This is a genomic window from Streptomyces sp. NPDC005496 (genome assembly GCF_042872045.1).
In the GTDB taxonomy this organism is placed as follows: Bacteria; Actinomycetota; Actinomycetes; order Streptomycetales; family Streptomycetaceae; genus Streptomyces.
The window spans coordinates 365,592-382,354 of the sequence record NZ_JBIAJQ010000007.1 but is presented as its reverse complement, the minus strand read 5'-3'; the positions used below and the strand labels follow the sequence as shown (position 1 = coordinate 382,354).

Below are 16,763 nucleotides of genomic sequence, written 5' to 3'. Positions count from 1 at the left end.
TCGCTGCTCGGAGGCCGTCCGGAAGCCCCCGCGGGCACCCCGCGGCGGACCGCCGGGACACTCACGTAGCCTGCCCGCATGATTCGTACCGCGACCCCCGCCGACGTCCCCGTCATCCACGCGATGATCCGTGAGCTGGCCGAGTACGAGAAGGCGGCGCACGAGGCCCGGGCCACCGAGGAGCAGCTGCGCGAGGCGCTGTTCGGGGAGCGACCCGCCGTGTTCGGGCTCGTCGCCGAGGAGGCGGGCGAGCCCGTCGGGTTCGCGCTGTGGTTCCTGAACTTCTCCACCTGGCGCGGGGTGCACGGGATCTACCTGGAGGACCTGTACGTACGCCCGGAGGCGCGCCGCGGCGGCCACGGCAGGGCGCTGCTCACCGAGCTGGCGCGGATCTGCGTCGAGCGCGGCTACGAGCGGCTGGAGTGGGCGGTGCTGAACTGGAACCGCCCCGCCGTCGAGTTCTACGAGTCGCTGGGCGCCCGCCCGCAGGACGAGTGGAGCGTGTACCGGCTGACGGACGAGTCGCTCACGAGGCTCGGCTCACGGGACTGACTCCGGCACCGAGTGCTGCGCGGGCGCGTGCCGGGGAGCCCGCACCGTCACCATCAGGCCCGCGATCAGGCCCGCCAGCAGCATGATCCCGGCGGCCCACCAGATGGCCACCGTGTAGCCGTGCACGATGCCCTCCTGCGTCACCAGCTCCTTTCGCGAGGGGTCGCGCAGATGCGCGGTGATGTACGCCGCGCTGCTGGTGGTGGCGATGGTGTTGAGCAGTGCCGTGCCGATGGAACCGCCTACCTGCTGGGCAGTGTTGACGGTGGCGGAGGTCACTCCGGCGTCGTGCGGGGCGACCCCGGCGGTGGCGGTGGCGAAGACCGGCATGAAGGTGAGACCCATGCCGAGGCCCATCAGCAGCATGGCGGGCAGGAGATGGCTCGCGTACGAGGAGCCGACCTCGAGCCGGGTCAGGAGCACCATGCCGGCCGAGGCGAGGACCATGCCGGGGACCATCAGCATGCGCGGCGCGAGGCGGTTCATCAGGCGGGCCGAGATCTGGGTCGAACCGACGATGATGGCGGCCGTCAGCGGCAGGAACGACAGGCCCGCCTTCACGGGGGAGTAGCCGAGGACGCCCTGCAGGTAGTAGGTCAGGAACAGGAACAGCCCGAACAGGCCGATGACGGCGAGTCCCATGGTCAGGAAGCAGCCCGCGCGGTTGCGGTCCTTGACGATGTGCAGCGGCAGCAGCGGCTGGGGTGCCCTCGCCTGCCACCACACGAAGGCCACGAGCAGGGCGATCCCCGCCGCGAACAGGCCGAGCACCAGCGGGTCCGTCCAGCCGCGCGGCTGCGCCTCGCTGAACCCGTACACGATGGCGACGAGGCCGCCGCAGCCCAGCACCGCGCCGGGCACGTCGAGCCGGGCACCGGCGCGGCCCGGCCGGTCGTGCAGGAGCGCGAACGCACCGACCACCGCGAGCACGGCGATGGGGATGTTGACGTACAGGCACCAGCGCCAGTCCAGGTACTCGGTCAGCAGCCCGCCCGCGATGAACCCGATCGCGGATCCGCTGCCCGCCAGCGCTCCGTAGATCCCGAAAGCCTTTCCGCGCTCCTTCGGGTGGGTGAAGGTGGTCGTCAGGAGGGACAGCGCCGACGGGGCGAGGAGGGCGGCGAAGGCGCCCTGCAGCGCGCGGGCGCCGAAGAGCATCGCGGATCCGGTGGCCGCGCCGCCGAGCGCGGAGGCGGCGGCGAAGCCGATCAGACCGATGACGAAGGTACGTTTGCGTCCGACGAGGTCGGCGATTCGGCCACCCAGCAGCAGCAGTCCGCCGAAGGCCAGCGTGTAGGCCGTGACGACCCACTGGCGGTCGCCGTCGGAGATGTGCAGATCGCTCTGGGCCGACGGCAGCGCGATGTTCACGATCGTCGCGTCCAGGACCACCATCAGCTGGGCGAGCGCGATGACCACCAGAGCCCACCAGCGGCGGGGATCGGCGCCCACGTGTTCACCTGTGTGGGGGACAGTCATCCGCCCAGAACACCATGAAGCGGACCTCGTCGCATCTCCGGGGCGGGCGGGCGTTCAGGGTTCCAGGACCACCTTGCCGACGGTGCGCCGGGACTCCAGGGCGCGGTGGGCGTCGGCGGCCCGCGCGAGGGGGAAGCGCTGCACGGCGGGGGTCAGCCGCCCGGCCGCGGCCTCGGCGAGGGCGCGCTCCTCCAGGGTGCGCAGCGGGTCTGGGCCGCCCGCCTTTTCGAACATGACGGGGCCGAGGACTTGCGTCGACACCCCGTCCACGAGGTGGGGGCCGCCGTCCCGGACGCCCTCGGCGGACCAGCCGAAGACGAGGTGCCGGCCGCCGGGCGCGAGCAGGCCGACGGCGGCACGGGCGACATCGCCGCCGACGCCGTCCAGGACCACGGTGGCCGCGCGGTCGCCCAGGTGGGCGCGGACCCGCTCCGGCCACGCGCCGTCCCGGTAGTCGACGGCCAGGTCGGCGCCGTTCGCGCGGACCAGGGCGGCCTTCTCGGGACCGCCCGCGAGGCCGATCACCGTGGCGCCCGCGTGCTTGGCGTACTGCACGAGCAGGGTTCCGATGCCGCCCGCCGCGGCCGGGATCACGGCCACGGCACCGGGCCCCAGCTCCGCGAACTGGAGGATCCCCAGCGCCGTACGCCCCGTGCCGATCATGGCGACGGCCGCCGCGAAGTCCAGGTTCTCCGGGATCTCGTGGAGCCGGGCGGCGTCGGTGACGGCGAGCTCGGCGTAGCCGCCGGGGGCGAAGCCGAGGTGGGCGACGACGCGCCGTCCGAGCAGGCCGGCGGGGGCGCCCGCACCGAGGGACTCGACGACGCCGGCGACCTCGCGGCCGGGGATCGTGGGCAGTTCGGCGGGCCGCGGCGCCGGTCCCCGCATGCCCTCGCGCAGCGCGGTGTCGAGCAGGTGCACGCCGGCCGCGGCCACGGCGATCCGGACCTGCCCCGGGCCCGGTTCGGGATCGGCGGTCCGCTCGAAGGTGAGGTTCTCGGCGGGACCGAAGGCGTGCAGGCGTACGGCGTGCATGGCGGGCTCCTCGCTGTGCGGTCGTGACCCGTGCGGGCCGCGCGGGAGTGCGCGGCCGTGCACGGGTCCTGAGGTGCCCAGCCTTCAACCTCAGGCTTGCTTGAGGTCAAGGCGTTGCCGGATGCGCAGGGCCAGGGTCACGGCTTCGAGGGCGCTGTTGAACGACACCTCGGACAGCACACCCGGTGCCGCGACCTGGTCGCCGGCCAGGTAGACGCCGTCCCCGCGGTCCACCGAGGGCCGGTCGCGCCAGCTGGTCCCCGGCAGGTCCACCGCCCCCGTACGCCCCCGTGCGACGGCCTCCCGGCGCCAGGTCAGACGCTCCCGCCAGCCCGGGAACCCGAGGTCGAGCAGTTCCTCGGCGCGTGCGGCGCCGTCGGCCCGCGACTCGTGCGGCGCGATCGGGATCTGGCCCTGCACGAGCTGTTCCCCGGCCGGGGCCAGCGTGCGGTCCTGGGCCGTGAAGCGCTCGATCCAGCCGGGCGCGTCCAGGTCCGAGACGGCGAACGCGTCACCGCGGCGGGTGCGCACGGCCAGGTCGATCAGGGCGGTCCGGCCGCCGGTCCAGGTGAGCGTGTCGTCCTTGAGGAGCCGCCGCGCGGCGTCGAGGGAGGTGGCGACGACGACCGGCCCCTGGTTCTCGGGGAGGGCGTCGACGCGGGACAGGGTCTCCACCCGTACGCCGAGGTTCCAGGCGCGGGCCGCCATCCGGTCGATGACGCTCGCCCAGCCGCCGCGCGGGTAGTGCGCCTCCGGGGGCAGCCGGGTGGCCCGGCGCAGCCGCTCCTGCACGAACGCCGCCGAGAGCGAGCCCGGGTCGTGGTGGAAGAGGGCGACGGCGGAGTAGTGCGCGGCGGCCCGGGCGCCCTCCTCGCCCGCCTGGGCGGTCGCCCAGGTCAGGAAGTCGCTGTCCACGGGCGCCTGCCGGGCGGTGCGGCGCAGCAGCCTGAGCATGGCGAAGGGCGGGGTGCGGCGCAGGACACCGCGGTGGCGCAGGCGCAGCCGGGCGCCCTCCAGCGGCGGCAGCGGGGCGAGCGGGCCGATGAGGTCGCGCTGCCTGAGCCAGGTCCAGTGCGGGCCGCCGCTGTAGAGGGCGTGCGGTCCCTCGTTCGTCCGGTAGGGGCCCTCGGCGGTGCGGGCCCGGCCGCCCAGGGTGTGGTGCGCCTCGTACACGGTGACCTTGGCGCCGGCCTCGGCGGCGGTGATGGCGGCGGTGAGTCCGGCGAAGCCGCCGCCGATGACGGTGATGCGGTGCATGGTCGGGTCTCCCTCTGGTCGCGGTCCGGGCCCCGGCCGGTGCCGGCCGAGGACGGCCCGGTCCGTGACTAGGACCGGTTCGGGGCCCCGGAATGTGACATCGGGAGGAGAACGGCAGGTCAGGGATGCTGTCAGTGGGGTGGTGCACGATGAGCGGATGGTGCACAGGGCTGCGGGCAGGGCGGGCAGGGCGGGCGGAGCGGTGAAGGGGGCGCGGCGCCCCGGGGTGCGGCTGCCGCCCCTTGAGGCGTTCGCGGACGGCGCGCTGGAGCCCGACGGGGACTACGACGGGCTGGAGTTCCGGGACGCCGACCTCGCCGGGCAGGACGGCTCGGGCGCCCGCTTCATGGACTGCGCGCTCAAGGGCTGCGCGTTGGACGAGACCCGGCTGCCGAACGCGCGCTTCCTGGACTCGGTCCTCTCGAACGCCCGCGGTGTGGGCACCGACCTCGCCGGGGCGATGCTGCGCGATGTCGAGCTGCTCGACGCCCGCGTCGGGGGCGTGCAGCTGCACGGTGCGGTGCTGGAGCGGGTGCTGGTGCGCGGCGGCAAGATCGACTACCTGAATCTGCGCAAGGCCCGGCTCAAGGACGTGGTCTTCGAGGGATGCGTCCTGGTCGAGCCCGACTTCGGCGCCGCCACGCTGGAGCGCGTGGAGTTCGTCGACTGCGTCCTGAAGGGGGCGGACTTCAGCGCGGCCACGCTCAAGGACGTCGATCTGCGGGCGGCGGAGCTGGACATCGCGCGCGGGGTGGACCGGCTGGCGGGCGCGGTGATCAGCCCGTCCCAGCTGCTCGACCTGGCGCCGCTGCTGGCGGCGGAGCTGGGCCTGCGGGTGGTGGGCCCCGGCCAGGCGTGACGAACGGGGCCCGCCTCCACCGGGGGCGACCGGTGCGGGCCGGGTTCAGCCGATGCGGGGGAAGCGGGCCTGGAGGGTCCAGATGGCCGGGTTGTCGGCCAGGCCCTCGTGCAGGTCGGTCAGGTCGGCGAGCAGGTCGTGCAGGAAGTCGCGGGCCTCGCGGCGCAGTTCGGAGTGCGAGAAGGTCAGCGGCGCCTCCTCGACGGGCATCCAGTCGGCCTCGATGTCGACCCAGCCGAAGCGCCGCTCGAAGAGCATCCGGTCGGTGGACTCGGTGAAGTCGAGTTCGGCGTGCTGGGGGCGGGAGGCCCGGCTGCCCCGCGGGTCCTGGTCCAGCTGCTCCACGATGTCGCACAGCGCCCAGGCGAAGTCGAGCACCGGCACCCATCCCCAGGCTGTGGACAGCTCCCGGTCCGCCTTGGTGTCGGCGAGGTAGACGTCCCCGCAGAACAGGTCGTGCCGCAGCGCCCGTACGTCCGCGCGGCGGTAGTCGGTCTGCGGGGGGTCGGGGAAGCGGTTGGAGAGGGCGTAGCCGATGTCGAGCACGGAAGGAATGGTGTCACGCCCTCGTAGGATCACGGACGTGCCCCGATCTTCCGTCTCCGTGCCCTTTGCCCTGGCCGCGGCCCTGCTCCTGACCGCGTGCGGCGGCGGGGTGGAGGGCAGACCCGGGACCTCGGGCGTACGCGACCCGTACTTCCCGAAGGCGGGCAACGGAGGCTACGACGTCACGCACTACGGCCTGACCCTCTCCTACGACCCCGTGCGCGGGGACCTCACGGGGACGGCGGAGATCACGGCGCGCGCGACGCAGGACCTGAGCGCCTTCAACCTGGACCTGAAGGGCCTGGACGTCGGCACGGTCAGCGTCGAGGGGCGGGGCGCCCGCTGGAGCCGCACCGGCCAGGAACTGACGGTGCGCCCGCACGACGACCTCGACCGGGGTGAGACGTTCCACGTGCGGGTCGCCTACTCGGGCAGGCCCGAGACGGTCACCGATCCGGACGGCTCGCAGGAGGGCTGGCTGCCGACGGCCGACGGTGCCCTGGCCCTCGGCGAACCCACCGGGTCGATGGCCTGGTTCCCCGGCAGCAACCACCCCTCGGACAAGGCGGCGTACGACGTGGCGGTCACCGTCCCGGCGGGGCTGCGGGCGGTGTCCAACGGGGAGCCGAGGAGCGGGACGGCCGGGAAGGGCCGCCGCACCTTCCGCTGGCACACGGCGGAGCCGATGGCGAGCTATCTGGCCTTCCTCGCGATCGGCCGGTACGACGTCCGGCGCACGACGACGAAGAGCGGACTGCCGCTGTACGTCGCCGTCGACCCCGCGCAGGCCGGGCCGAGCGCGAAGGTGCTGCGGCGGCTGCCGGAGATCCTCGCGTGGCAGGAGGACGCCTTCGGCCCCTACCCCTTCTCCTCCGCCGGCGCGGTCGTGGACGACGCGGACGACGTGGGCTACGCCCTGGAGACGCAGAACCGGCCCGTCTTCCCCGGCGCCCCCGACCTCGGGACCCTCGTCCACGAGCTGGCCCACCAGTGGTTCGGTGACTCCGTCACCCCGAAGTCCTGGCGGGACATGTGGCTCAACGAGGGGTTCGCGACCTACGCGGAGTGGCTGTGGGAGGAGGACCACGGAGGCGACACGGCGCAGGAGACCTTCGACGCCCTCTACCGGGGCGACTACTACGACGACCCGGCGACCGGCGAGGCGGTGTGGGCCTTCCCGCCCGCCCGGCCCACCGACGCCGCCCACATCTCCGACAGCCCGGTCTACGAGCGCGGCGCCATGGTCCTGCACAAGATCCGCCGGACCGTCGGCGACGCCGCCTTCCGCGACCTCGTCCGGGGCTGGGCCGCCGCCCACCGGCACGGCAACGCCGACACCGCGGACTTCACGGACTACGTCGAGAAGCGGGCGCCGGACAAGGACTTCGAGGGGATCTGGCGGGACTGGCTGTACGGGGAGGGGAAGCCGGACCGCCCGTGAGGACGGCACGGCGAGCCCAGCCGGACCGGACCGGGCCGGAGCGGAACGGACGGGAGCGGACCGGACCGGACCGTAACGACGGCACGGCGAGTCACGTCCGCCGAGCAGGCGACGGGTGCACCCCACCGCCGGTCGCCCGAGGGGCCCGGACCGTAAAGCCCGGTCTGCGGCCCTCCGGCCGCCCCCTCGTCAGTGCGGCTGCGGCTGAGGTCGCGGCCGGGTTACGTCGACGTCGGCCAGCGGTTTGCGCAGCACCGCGCACGGGCGGCCCTGCTGCAGATCCCTGCGGTGCCCGATGACCTCGTAACCGAGGGAGGTCCAGAAGGCGAGCGCGCCCGGGTTGTTGCCGAGGACGGCCAGCCGTACGGCGGTGCGGCCCGCCGCGCGCATCCGGTCCTCGACGAGCGAGGCCAGCGTCCGCCCGTGCCCCTTGCGCTGTTCGCCCGCGTCGACCAGGAGCAGGCCGATCCACGGGTCGGGGTCGGCCGGGTCCGGATGGTGCGCGAGGGTGATCGCGACCCCGACCAGCCGCCCGGCGCCGCGCGCGAGCAGCACCTCCACGTCCGGATGGGCCAGCTCCCCGGCGAGCGCCGCCGCGACCTGCTCCGGGCGGATGTCGTCCGCGTCCGGGAAGTCCCCGCTCAGGGCGTAGAAGTCACGGTTGGAGGCGTAGAGGCCGGTCAGTTCCGTGAGGAGCGGGGCCGGCAGGTCGTGGTCGGGGGTGAGACGGAGGGATTCGAGGATCACGGGGGCAAAGTACCGCCGCGCCCAGGCCGTGTCCGCGACCCAGGGTTGGGGACGGACCCGGCGCGGGGACGCCGAAGCCCCCGGCCGCGGGGCCGGGGGCTTCGGGCGCTGCGCGTATGGCGTGATCAGACGCTGACGCCGAAGTCCTGGGCGATACCGGCGAGGCCCGAGGCGTAGCCCTGGCCGACCGCGCGGAACTTCCACTCGGCGCCGTTGCGGTAGAGCTCGCCGAAGACCATGGCGGTCTCCGTGGCCGCGTCCTCGGACAGGTCGTAGCGGGCGATCTCCGCGCCGCCGGCCTGGTTCACGATGCGGATGTACGCGTTGCGGACCTGGCCGAAGTTCTGCGAGCGGGTCTCGGCGTCGTAGATCGAGACCGGGAAGACGATCTTCTCGACGTCGGCGGGGAGGCCCGCCAGGTTGACGTTGATCGCCTCGTCGTCGCCCGCGCCCTCGCCCGTGCGGTTGTCGCCGGTGTGGACGATGGTCTGGTCCGGGGTCTGCTTGTTGTTGAAGAAGACGAAGTGACCGTCCGAGTAGACCTTGCCCTGCGGGTTGACCGCGATGGCCGAGGCGTCGAGGTCGAAGTCGGTACCGGTGGTGGTGCGGACGTCCCAGCCGAGGCCCACGGTGACGGCGGTCAGGCCCGGAGCCTCCTTGGTGAGCGAGACGTTGCCACCCTTGGACAGGCTTACAGCCATTGTTGGGAGTCCCTTCCCTCGTTGCGTACGCGCTCGGTGCCCGTACGTATGGGCTTCGTACGGGCACGAAGCTACAGCTACACCTATGAACGTCGAGGGGGGTACCTGAGGTTCCAGCTCTCTTTACTTTCTTTACCCGAAGGGACGCACCGGTCGGAAAAACGGGTGACGCGGACCGCACGCGCAGGCGACCATGGACCCCATGTCCGGTCCCTACGTCATCCGCGGCTCCGTCTCCCTGCCCGAGGCCGAGCTCATGTGGCGTTTCTCGCGCTCCTCGGGACCCGGTGGACAGCACGTCAACACCAGCGACTCCCAGGTCGAGCTGCGGTTCGACCTCGCCAGGACCGAGGCGCTGCCGCCGGTGTGGAAGGAGCGCGCCCTGGACAGGCTGGCCGGGCGCCTGGTCGACGGCGTGATCAGCGTGCGCGCCTCCGAGCACCGTTCGCAGTGGCGCAACCGCGAGACCGCGGCCGTCCGGCTGGCCTCGCTGCTCGCCGAGGCGAGCGCGCCGCCGCCCCGCCCCCGCCGCGCCACCCGCATCCCGCGGGGGATCAACGAACGGCGGCTGCGCGAGAAGAAGCAGCGCTCCGACACCAAGCGGGGCCGCTCCGGGCGCGACTGGGGCTGAGCGGGGCCGCCCGCCCCGCCTCAGGCCGTGCGCCGACGGGGTCGCGGGCACATCCTGGAAGCAGGGGTTCCGGAGGTGATCGTGATGGCGCGGACCGCTGTCGGATGGCATGTCGAGCTGGAATTCGAGGAGGACTCCCACCGCACGCGGGCGGCCGCCATGGTGCGGCTCCCGGACGGGAGCGAGGTACGGGCGCACGGCTACTCGAGCCGCCACCCCTCCGACGCCGACCAGCCGAGGGTCGGCGAGGAGGTCGCGGGCGCCAGGGCGCTCAACGAACTGGCGATGAAGCTGCTGACCAAGGCGCACGACGAGATCGACGAGGCCTCGGGCCGCACGTCGTACCCGTTGACGCCCTGACCGGCACGGACCACCGGCCGCCGGTGGCCCGACACCGACCGCCGGCCGCGATCGCCGGTGGTCCGGTGCGCCCTTCCCGGCGGGGCCCGCCGTCGGACCGGACGGCCCGTCACCGCGGGGGCGCGGGGCAGCCCCGAGCCGTCAACCGAGCTGCCGGTAGCGGCCCTTGAAGTACGTCAGCGGGCCGCCGTCGGCGCTCGGCACCGCCGCGGTCAGCACGCGGCCGATGACGAGGGTGTGGTCGCCCGCGGTCACCCGCTGCTCCGTACGGCACTCCAGGGTGGCCAGCGCGCCGCCGACCAGCGGCGCGCCCGACTCCTGGCCGCGCAGGTACGGGATGTCCTCGAACAGCAGGCGGTCGCTGATGCGGCCCTTCATGGCGAAGCGGCCCGCGACATGGCGCTGGCTCTCGGAGAGCACGGAGACCGCCCAGTTCGGCTGCTCGGCGAGCAGGTCGTCCATCCGGGAGCCCTCCCGCAACCCGACGAGCACCAGGGGCGGGTCCAGGGACACGGACATGAAGGACGTCGCGGTCATGCCGACGTCCTCGCCGCCGGGGCCGTCGGGGTCCAGCGCGGGCTCGTGGGCGGTCACCAGGACCACGCCCGCGGCCAGCCGGGACATGACGGCACGGAACTCGTCGTTGCTCACCCCCTCAGCATGCCCGCCGGCGGGCGGCGGTCCGGACAGGGGGGAGAGGGCGGGGTCGGCGGGAGTCTTCAGCACGGGAAGACGCTAGTCGCCGGTCCCGCGCGGCCGCATCGGACCAGCGGCCGAAGCGGGTCCTAGGACCAGGGGCCGAGTGCGCCGCCCGTCGCGGAGAACGGCCCGCGGTCGCGCATGGACACCTATGCTCACAGCGCGTGCACATTTCCCGGTCATGCGCGCAGTAAACGCACCGTGAAAATGCAGAAAGCCCACGCAATTGCTCATGTTCTGCTGTGACTTGAGTCACAGGAGCCATATTTTGTTGACCCTGTGTACCGAGTGGGCAGCGCGCTGTGATTCAGTGGCGGGGACGATGTACGAAGCTGCGTGTGAAGCTACCAAGCAGTAAGCCGAGTCACGCCGAAGAGAACCCTGGAGTTGCTGCGAGGTCTCGGGGGGAGGGCGCATGGAGACCGAGTCGGAGCCGTACGTCCGCCTTACGACCCTGCGGCAGCTGCACCAGGTGATGGCGGACATGAACACCGCCCGCAGCCTGGCCGACACGCTGCAGACCGTCGCCGACGGCGTGGTCAACGGCCTCGGCTACGAGCTGGCCGCCGTCAACCTCGTCCGGCCCGACGGCGACCTGGTGGTGGCCGCCCTCGCCGGGAACTCCGCCGCCGAGGCCCTCATCACCGGCCGGGTGGGCTCGCGCGACTCCTGGGACCGCCGGCTCACCATGGGCGAGGCCTGGGGCGACCTGCGGTTCATACCCCACACCGAGGGCTGGGTCCTCGACGAGGACGACGTACCGCAGTGGTACACGGACGGCCCGGCGCCCCGCTTCGAGGACGAGTGGCACCCCTCCGACCGGCTCTTCGCGCCGATGTACACCCCCGGCGTCTCCGGAGCCCGCTGCGGCGAACTGATCGGCGTCCTTTCCGTGGACCGGCCGCGCAACGGCCGCCGGCCCGGCGCCTGGGGCCGCGAGGCGCTCCAGATGTACGCGTTCCAGGCCGCCATAGCCATCAGCAACGCCCGGCTGCGCGCCAACATGCAGCGCGCCCTGGTCCGCCTGGAGCGCGAGCAGCAGGCCCTGCGCGCCAGCGAGGAGAGCTTCCGCCAGGCCTTCGAGTACGCGCCCAGCGGCATGGCCATCGCCGAGATGGGCGGCGACCAGCACGGCCGGATCCTGCGCACGAACGACGCGCTGTGCCGGCTCCTCGGCCGCCCCGCCTCCGCGATGCGCCGCTACTCCTTCTCCGACCTCGTGCACCCCGAGGACATCGGCACCCTGCTCAGGACCTCCGCCGAGGGCGGCCGGGCCGAGCTGCGCCTCGGACGCCGCGACGGCACCTACGTCTGGGTGAGCCTGCGCAACTCGGTCGTCGCCGACGCCGCCGACGGGCCCCGCTTCCTGCTCACCCACGTCGAGGACATCGAGGAGCGCAAGCGCCGCGAGCTCCAGCTCGCCCACCGCGCCTCGCACGACTCGCTGACCGGCCTGCCGAACTCGGCCGAGCTGCGATCCCGGCTCGGCGCCCGCCTCTGCCAGCGCCCGCAGTCCCTGCCGCCCGGCGCGGTCGCCTCGCTGGACGCGGCGTACGGGGCGTACCCGCCCGAGCACCCGGCCGCCTTCGACCAGGAGGCGCACGGGCACGGCCACGGCTTCGACTTCCGTCCCGAGACGGGCCCGTACGACGGTTTCGACCACCACGTCCACACCATCGCGCCCGAGGGCGAGACGGACGACGGCACCAAGGGCCTCGCGGTGCTCTTCTGCGACCTCGACGGCTTCAAGTCGATCAACGACCGCTTCGGGCACAACGCGGGCGACGCGGTGCTCGTGGAGGTCGCCCGGCGGCTGACCAACGGCGTGCGGGACGGGGACACCGTCGCGCGGCTCGGCGGCGACGAGTTCGTGGTCCTCGCCGACGGCCTCGGCCGGGCCGACGCCCAGGACCTCGCGGTACGGCTGCGCAACGCGATCATCCCGCCCATCAGGGTCGACGGCCGGGCCGTCCGGGTGGGCGCGAGTTTCGGCATCGGGTGGGCACACTGCGGGATGACGGCGGACGAGGTCTTGAAATCCGCTGACGAGCGGATGTACGTAGAGAAACGGTCTCGTCCCAAACAACATCGGCGTGCGGGATAACACGCAGGTCAGTGGGTCGGTGAGGTCTGAGTCACCCGTTTGGGTCCCTCGGAGCGGGTAGGCTCGCCATTCATCCACGTACCGCATCCGACCCGCACCGCTGAGGAGTACCAAGGGATGACGCCCGGCAACAACGGCGCGAGCACGCCCGAGGACGACGACCCGTTCGGCTATCTGTACGCCGACGGCCAGGCCGCCGGAGCCCAGCCGCCGAGCGGCGGCTACGGCTACCCAGGCTCGGTCAACAGGGTGCGCGCCGTGGGCGAGCGGCAGTACGGGCAGCAGGCCGCGTACGGCCAGCAGGCCCCGACCGCGCAGTACGGCCAGCAGGCCCCCACCGGGCAGTACGGCCAGCAGGCCCCGCAGCAGGCGTACGGCCAGCAGAACGCGCACCACGGGGCCCCCGCGACCGCCTCCGGCACCACCACCGTCACCAGCCGCTCGGGCGGCCTCGACAGCGGCGGGCGGGGCCGCGGCCCCAACACCAAGGGTCTGCTGATCGGCGCCGTCGCGGTGGTCGCCGCCGTGGTCGTCGGCATCGGCGTCGTGATGCTCGGCGGCGACTCGGACGACAAGAAGGACGACAAGGCCGGCGGCTCGGCCCCGACGGCCTCGCAGAGCGCCGAGCCCAGCAAGTCGTCCGGCGCGCAGGCCGAGGACGAGGGCGAGCTGCCCACGATCGACGCCAAGGCGCTGCGCCTGGACGGCGCCGTCACCGCGTCCGACGTCAAGGGCGCCAAGGCGGCCGGCGGCGTCTACGTGACGAACTTCAACCAGGTCGGCGCCGCCGTCACCTGGAACGTGAACGGCATCCCGAAGGACGGCAAGTACACCGTCTACACGGGCTACAGCGTGCCCGGCAAGGACGCCACCGCCACCCTCTCGGTCAACGGCAAGCCGCAGACCACGCCGCTCGCCCTGAAGAACTGGGCGCAGGCGCCGGAGGGCGACTACGCCAAGGGCTGGACGAAGACCTACAACTACGTCGAGCTCAACAAGGGCACCAACACGATCAAGATCTCGTGCGAGCAGGGCAACCAGTGCGACGCCCTCCTCGACCAGATGTGGCTCGTGAGGGGCTGGAAGGGCTAGACCCCCGCCCCTGTGGCCCGGGCCGCCCCCGCGTACCTCCTACGCCGCGGCGGCCTCGTGCGTCACCGTCACCCGGCCCAGCAGGTCCTCGTACGCCGCCCGGTCGAACTCGCCCGCCGCGGGCGCCAGGACGGTCGCCGCGGACAGGGCGACGGCCCGGGCCAGGCGCTCCGGCCAGCCCAGACGCTCCACCAGCCCCGACAGCAGGCCCGCGACCGCCGAGTCGCCCGCGCCGGTCGGGTTGCCCGGGACGCGGTGTGGCGGTGCCGCCCGCCAGCGGCCCTCGGCGTTCACCGCGAGCAGTCCCCGGGCGCCGAGTGAGGCCACCACCGTGCGGGCGCCGCGTCTGCGGGCGTCCCGGGTGGCCTGGGCCGGATCGTGGGAGCCGGTGAGCTCGGCCAGCTCCTCGGCGTTCGGCTTGACGAGGTCGGGGCGGGCGGCGAGCCCCCGGCGCAGCGGCTCCCCGCTGGTGTCGAGGAGGACCGGGACCGCCGCCGCGCGGGCCGCCCGGACGAGCCCCGCGTACGCGCCGACCGGCACCCCCGGCGGCAGGCTGCCGCACAGGGCCACCGCCGACACGGAGGGCAGCAGCGCCGCGTAGGTCTCCTGGAAGGCGGACCACTCCTGCGGGGTGATGACCGGCCCGGGCTCGTTGAGCTGGGTCGTGTCGCCCGTCGCCGTGTCCGCCACGGCTATCGTCCGCCGGGTCGCGCCCGCCACCGGCAGCAGCGCGTCCACCACCCCGGGGACCCGCGCCAGCCGCTCCCGCAGGACGTCGCCGGTGGCGCCGCCCGCGAAGCCGGTGGCCGTCACCCGGTGGCCGAGGGCGGCGAGCACGCGGGCCACGTTCAGCCCCTTGCCGCCGGGCCGTTCGCTCACCTCGGTGACCCGGTGCGAGGCGTGCGGCCGCAGGGCCGGTACGCGATAGGTGATGTCGAGAGCGGTGTTCAGCGTGACCGTGAGGATCACCTGGGCCGACCTCCCCAGGAGTCGTGGTGAAGTGCGCGCTTGCCCGCGTGCGGAGACCCGATCATGCCAAAGACGACGGCGGCAGGCCCAGTCCCACGGGCCCGCCGCCGGCGTAGAGGATGCTCCAACGGGAGCACGTGTCACCCCAGTTGAGGACGAACCACCCATTCGCCCCTGCGCAGCACGCCCGTCACCGCGAACCGGGCGTCCAGCACCACGAGGTCGGCGTCCTTGCCCGCCTCGACGGAGCCCGTGCGGTCGTACACGCCGAGCAGCCGGGCCGGGTTGGCGGACAGCGCGGTGACGACGTCCTCGACCGGCAGGCGGTCGACGGTCACCGCCCGTCTGAAGGCGCGGTCCAGGGTGAGGGTGGACCCGGCGATCGAGCCGCCCTCCACCAGGCGGGCGACGCCGTCCGCCACCTCGACCTCCAGCGGGCCGAGCATGTAGCGGCCGTCGCCGAAGCCGGCCGCGTCCATCGCGTCGGTGATGAACGCAACCCGCCCGGCGCCCGCGTGACGGAACGCCAGTTCCAGTGCGGCCGGGTGCAGATGGGTGCCGTCGTTGATCAGCTCGACGGTGACCCGTTCGTCCTCCAGGAGGGCGGCGATCGGGCCGGGGGAGCGGTGGCCGAGCACGGGCATCGCGTTGAACAGGTGCGTCGCGACGGTGGCGCCCGCGTCGATGGCCTCGCGCGTCTGCTCGTAAGTCGCGTCGGTGTGCCCGATGGCCGCGATCACCCCGTGCTCGGCGAGCAGGCGTACGGAGTCGAGTCCGCCCGGCAGTTCGGTGGCGAGCGTGACCATCCGGGCCCGGCCGCGCGCCGCGTCGACCAGCTTGCGGACCTCGGCCGGGTCGGGGTCGCGCAGCAGCTCCTCGGAGTGCGCGCCCTTGCGGCAGGGAGAGATGAAGGGGCCCTCGAAGTGGATGCCCGCGATGTCGCCCTGCTCGGCCAGTTCGGAGAGCAGCCCGGCACGCTGGGCGAGCCCGTCCATCTCGCCGGTGACGGTGGAGGCGACGAGGGTGGTCGTGCCGTGCAGCCGGTGGGTGTGGACGCCCTTGAGGACCTCCTCGACGGTCCCGGAGGTGAAGGACGCGCCGCCGCCGCCGTGGTTGTGCATGTCGACGAAGCCGGGGACCAGCCAGTGGCCCGTCAGGTCGAGGTGCTCCGCGTCCGCGGGGACCGCGGCGGGCTCCGGCCCGGCGGGACCGGCCTCGGTGATCCGCGTGCCGTCGACGATCACGCGGCCGCCGTCCACGGTCCCGGTGGGCAGGACCACCCGGGCGCCGGCGAGAACCTTGCTAGGGGCCATCAGGTGGTTACCTCCGAGCGGACGGTGATGTCGGTTTCGAGTAGATCCCAGGCCAGCAGTCCGGCGCCCAGACATCCGGCCGTGTCGCCGAGGGCGGCGGGGACGAGGGGCGGCAGCTTCTGGAAGGTGACGCGCTGCTCCAGGGCGGTCCGCAGCGGGGCGAACAGGGTCTCGCCGGCCTCGGCGAGACCGCCCCCGACGACCAGCACGCCGGGGTCCAGCAGGGTCAGCGCGGTGACCAGTCCGTCGGCGAGCGCGTCGACGGCCTCCTGCCAGACGGCCGCGGCCCGCGCGTCCCCGGCCGCCACCGCCCGCGCGCAGTCCGCCCCGTCGGCCTCCGGGTTCCCCGAGGCCCGCGCCCAGGCCGCGCTGACGGCCGCCGCGGAGGCGAACCGCTCCAGGCAGCCACGCTGCCCGCACGGGCACGGAGCGCCCCCGGGCCGTACGACGACGTGGCCGATCTCGCCGGCGAAGCCGTGCGCGCCCGCCTCGACCGTGCCGTCGATGCCAATCGCGCCCGCGATGCCGGTGCCCAGCGCCACGAACAGGAAGCGGTCGGCTCCCCGGCCCGCGCCGATCCGGCCCTCGGCGAGCCCGCCGGTGCGCACGTCGTGGCCGAGCGCGACCGGTACGCCGTCCAGCCGCTCGCCGAGCAGCCGGCGCAGCGGGAGGTCGCGCCAGCCGAGGTTGGCGGAGTAGACGGCGACGCCCCGCGCGGAGTCGACGATGCCGGGGACGGCGACCCCGGCGGCCTCGGCGCTCACGCCGAACTCCCGCTCGCCGTGGGCCCGCAGCTCGGCCGCGAAGTCGAGGATCGTCCCGACGACGGCGTCGGTGCCGCGCTCGCGGCCGGTCGCCCTCCGGGCCTCGTGGAGCAGCTCGCCACCGGCCCCCACGAGGGCGGCCTTCATTCCGGTGCCGCCCACGTCGAGGGCGATGACATGTCTCACGGGGGACAGTGTCGCCCCTTACCCCTGG

General features: G+C 73.7%; 17 protein-coding genes. 7 read left to right on the top strand and 10 right to left on the bottom strand.

The window, feature by feature from the left end; all coding sequences use genetic code 11:
* Positions 1-78 precede the first annotated feature (78 nt).
* A complete protein-coding gene (locus tag ACFYQQ_RS23390) occupies positions 79-552 on the top strand; it encodes a GNAT family N-acetyltransferase (RefSeq protein ID WP_355788320.1) in 474 nt (157 codons plus the stop codon).
* Here the strand turns inward: ACFYQQ_RS23390 and ACFYQQ_RS23385 are convergent.
* From ACFYQQ_RS23385 to ACFYQQ_RS23375, 3 genes are all read right to left on the bottom strand, one after another.
* Positions 541-2,031 carry an MFS transporter gene (locus ACFYQQ_RS23385; RefSeq protein WP_388905025.1) on the bottom strand — a complete coding sequence of 497 codons (1,491 nt, stop codon included), beginning with the start codon at positions 2,029-2,031 and terminating at the stop codon, positions 541-543. The genes ACFYQQ_RS23390 and ACFYQQ_RS23385 overlap by 12 nt on opposite strands.
* 54 nt (positions 2,032-2,085) lie before the next feature.
* The gene (locus tag ACFYQQ_RS23380) at positions 2,086-3,066 is read right to left on the bottom strand and encodes a zinc-binding dehydrogenase (protein WP_355788323.1); all 981 of its coding nucleotides are present in this window, start codon (positions 3,064-3,066) and stop codon (positions 2,086-2,088) included.
* 90 nt (positions 3,067-3,156) lie between these two features.
* Entirely contained in the window at positions 3,157-4,323 is a 1,167-nt protein-coding gene (locus ACFYQQ_RS23375; RefSeq protein ID WP_355788325.1) for an FAD-dependent oxidoreductase, read from the bottom strand.
* A gap of 157 nt (positions 4,324-4,480) precedes the next feature.
* Here ACFYQQ_RS23375 and ACFYQQ_RS23370 point away from each other — a divergent pair, with 157 nt between their 5' ends.
* A complete protein-coding gene (locus ACFYQQ_RS23370; RefSeq protein ID WP_355793205.1) occupies positions 4,481-5,182 on the top strand; it encodes a pentapeptide repeat-containing protein in 702 nt (233 codons plus the stop codon).
* A gap of 45 nt (positions 5,183-5,227) precedes the next feature.
* Here the strand turns inward: ACFYQQ_RS23370 and ACFYQQ_RS23365 are convergent, their stop codons facing one another.
* Positions 5,228-5,728: a hypothetical protein gene (locus tag ACFYQQ_RS23365; RefSeq protein WP_355793203.1), complete on the bottom strand. Its 501-nt coding sequence runs from the start codon at positions 5,726-5,728 to the stop codon at positions 5,228-5,230.
* 7 nt (positions 5,729-5,735) lie between these two features.
* On the opposite strand from ACFYQQ_RS23365, the gene ACFYQQ_RS23360 reads away from it, so the two are divergent.
* On the top strand, positions 5,736-7,169 hold the full coding sequence (locus tag ACFYQQ_RS23360; RefSeq protein ID WP_355793207.1) for a M1 family metallopeptidase: 1,434 nt from the start codon (positions 5,736-5,738) through the stop codon (positions 7,167-7,169).
* 189 nt (positions 7,170-7,358) lie between these two features.
* Here ACFYQQ_RS23360 and ACFYQQ_RS23355 read toward each other — a convergent pair whose 3' ends face one another.
* Together ACFYQQ_RS23355 and ACFYQQ_RS23350 are read right to left on the bottom strand one after the other, a co-directional pair.
* Entirely contained in the window at positions 7,359-7,916 is a 558-nt protein-coding gene (locus ACFYQQ_RS23355) for a GNAT family N-acetyltransferase (protein WP_356174550.1), read from the bottom strand.
* A gap of 125 nt (positions 7,917-8,041) precedes the next feature.
* Positions 8,042-8,617 (bottom strand): TerD family protein, encoded by a 576-nt coding sequence (locus ACFYQQ_RS23350; RefSeq protein ID WP_355787959.1) that lies wholly within the window; start codon positions 8,615-8,617, stop codon positions 8,042-8,044.
* A gap of 193 nt (positions 8,618-8,810) precedes the next feature.
* Between ACFYQQ_RS23350 and arfB the strand changes: the two genes are divergently transcribed.
* The gene (gene arfB / locus ACFYQQ_RS23345; protein ID WP_355787957.1) at positions 8,811-9,248 is read left to right on the top strand and encodes an alternative ribosome rescue aminoacyl-tRNA hydrolase ArfB; all 438 of its coding nucleotides are present in this window, start codon (positions 8,811-8,813) and stop codon (positions 9,246-9,248) included.
* Positions 9,249-9,332: 84 nt separating this feature from the next.
* On the top strand, positions 9,333-9,608 hold the full coding sequence (locus ACFYQQ_RS23340) for a DUF1876 domain-containing protein (RefSeq protein ID WP_355787954.1): 276 nt from the start codon (positions 9,333-9,335) through the stop codon (positions 9,606-9,608).
* Positions 9,609-9,749: 141 nt separating this feature from the next.
* Here ACFYQQ_RS23340 and ACFYQQ_RS23335 read toward each other — a convergent pair whose 3' ends face one another.
* Positions 9,750-10,334 (bottom strand): flavin reductase family protein, encoded by a 585-nt coding sequence (locus ACFYQQ_RS23335; protein WP_355787951.1) that lies wholly within the window; start codon positions 10,332-10,334, stop codon positions 9,750-9,752.
* A gap of 388 nt (positions 10,335-10,722) precedes the next feature.
* Here ACFYQQ_RS23335 and cdgB point away from each other — a divergent pair, with 388 nt between their 5' ends.
* Together cdgB and ACFYQQ_RS23325 are read left to right on the top strand one after the other, a co-directional pair.
* A complete protein-coding gene (gene cdgB / locus ACFYQQ_RS23330; RefSeq protein WP_355787948.1) occupies positions 10,723-12,411 on the top strand; it encodes a diguanylate cyclase CdgB in 1,689 nt (562 codons plus the stop codon).
* Positions 12,412-12,528: 117 nt separating this feature from the next.
* Positions 12,529-13,503 carry a CBM35 domain-containing protein gene (locus tag ACFYQQ_RS23325; protein WP_355787945.1) on the top strand — a complete coding sequence of 325 codons (975 nt, stop codon included), beginning with the start codon at positions 12,529-12,531 and terminating at the stop codon, positions 13,501-13,503.
* 39 nt (positions 13,504-13,542) lie between these two features.
* On the opposite strand, the gene ACFYQQ_RS23320 is transcribed toward ACFYQQ_RS23325, so the two are convergent.
* From ACFYQQ_RS23320 to ACFYQQ_RS23310, 3 genes are all read right to left on the bottom strand, one after another.
* Positions 13,543-14,472, bottom strand: a complete 930-nt coding sequence (locus tag ACFYQQ_RS23320; protein WP_356174542.1) for a 1-phosphofructokinase family hexose kinase — start codon at positions 14,470-14,472, stop codon at positions 13,543-13,545.
* Between the two features lie 140 nt (positions 14,473-14,612).
* On the bottom strand, positions 14,613-15,785 hold the full coding sequence (gene nagA, locus ACFYQQ_RS23315) for an N-acetylglucosamine-6-phosphate deacetylase (protein WP_355787752.1): 1,173 nt from the start codon (positions 15,783-15,785) through the stop codon (positions 14,613-14,615).
* Positions 15,785-16,735 carry an ROK family protein gene (locus ACFYQQ_RS23310; RefSeq protein WP_388905024.1) on the bottom strand — a complete coding sequence of 317 codons (951 nt, stop codon included), beginning with the start codon at positions 16,733-16,735 and terminating at the stop codon, positions 15,785-15,787. Before ACFYQQ_RS23310 ends, nagA begins: the two co-directional genes overlap by 1 nt.
* Positions 16,736-16,763: the final 28 nt, after the last annotated feature.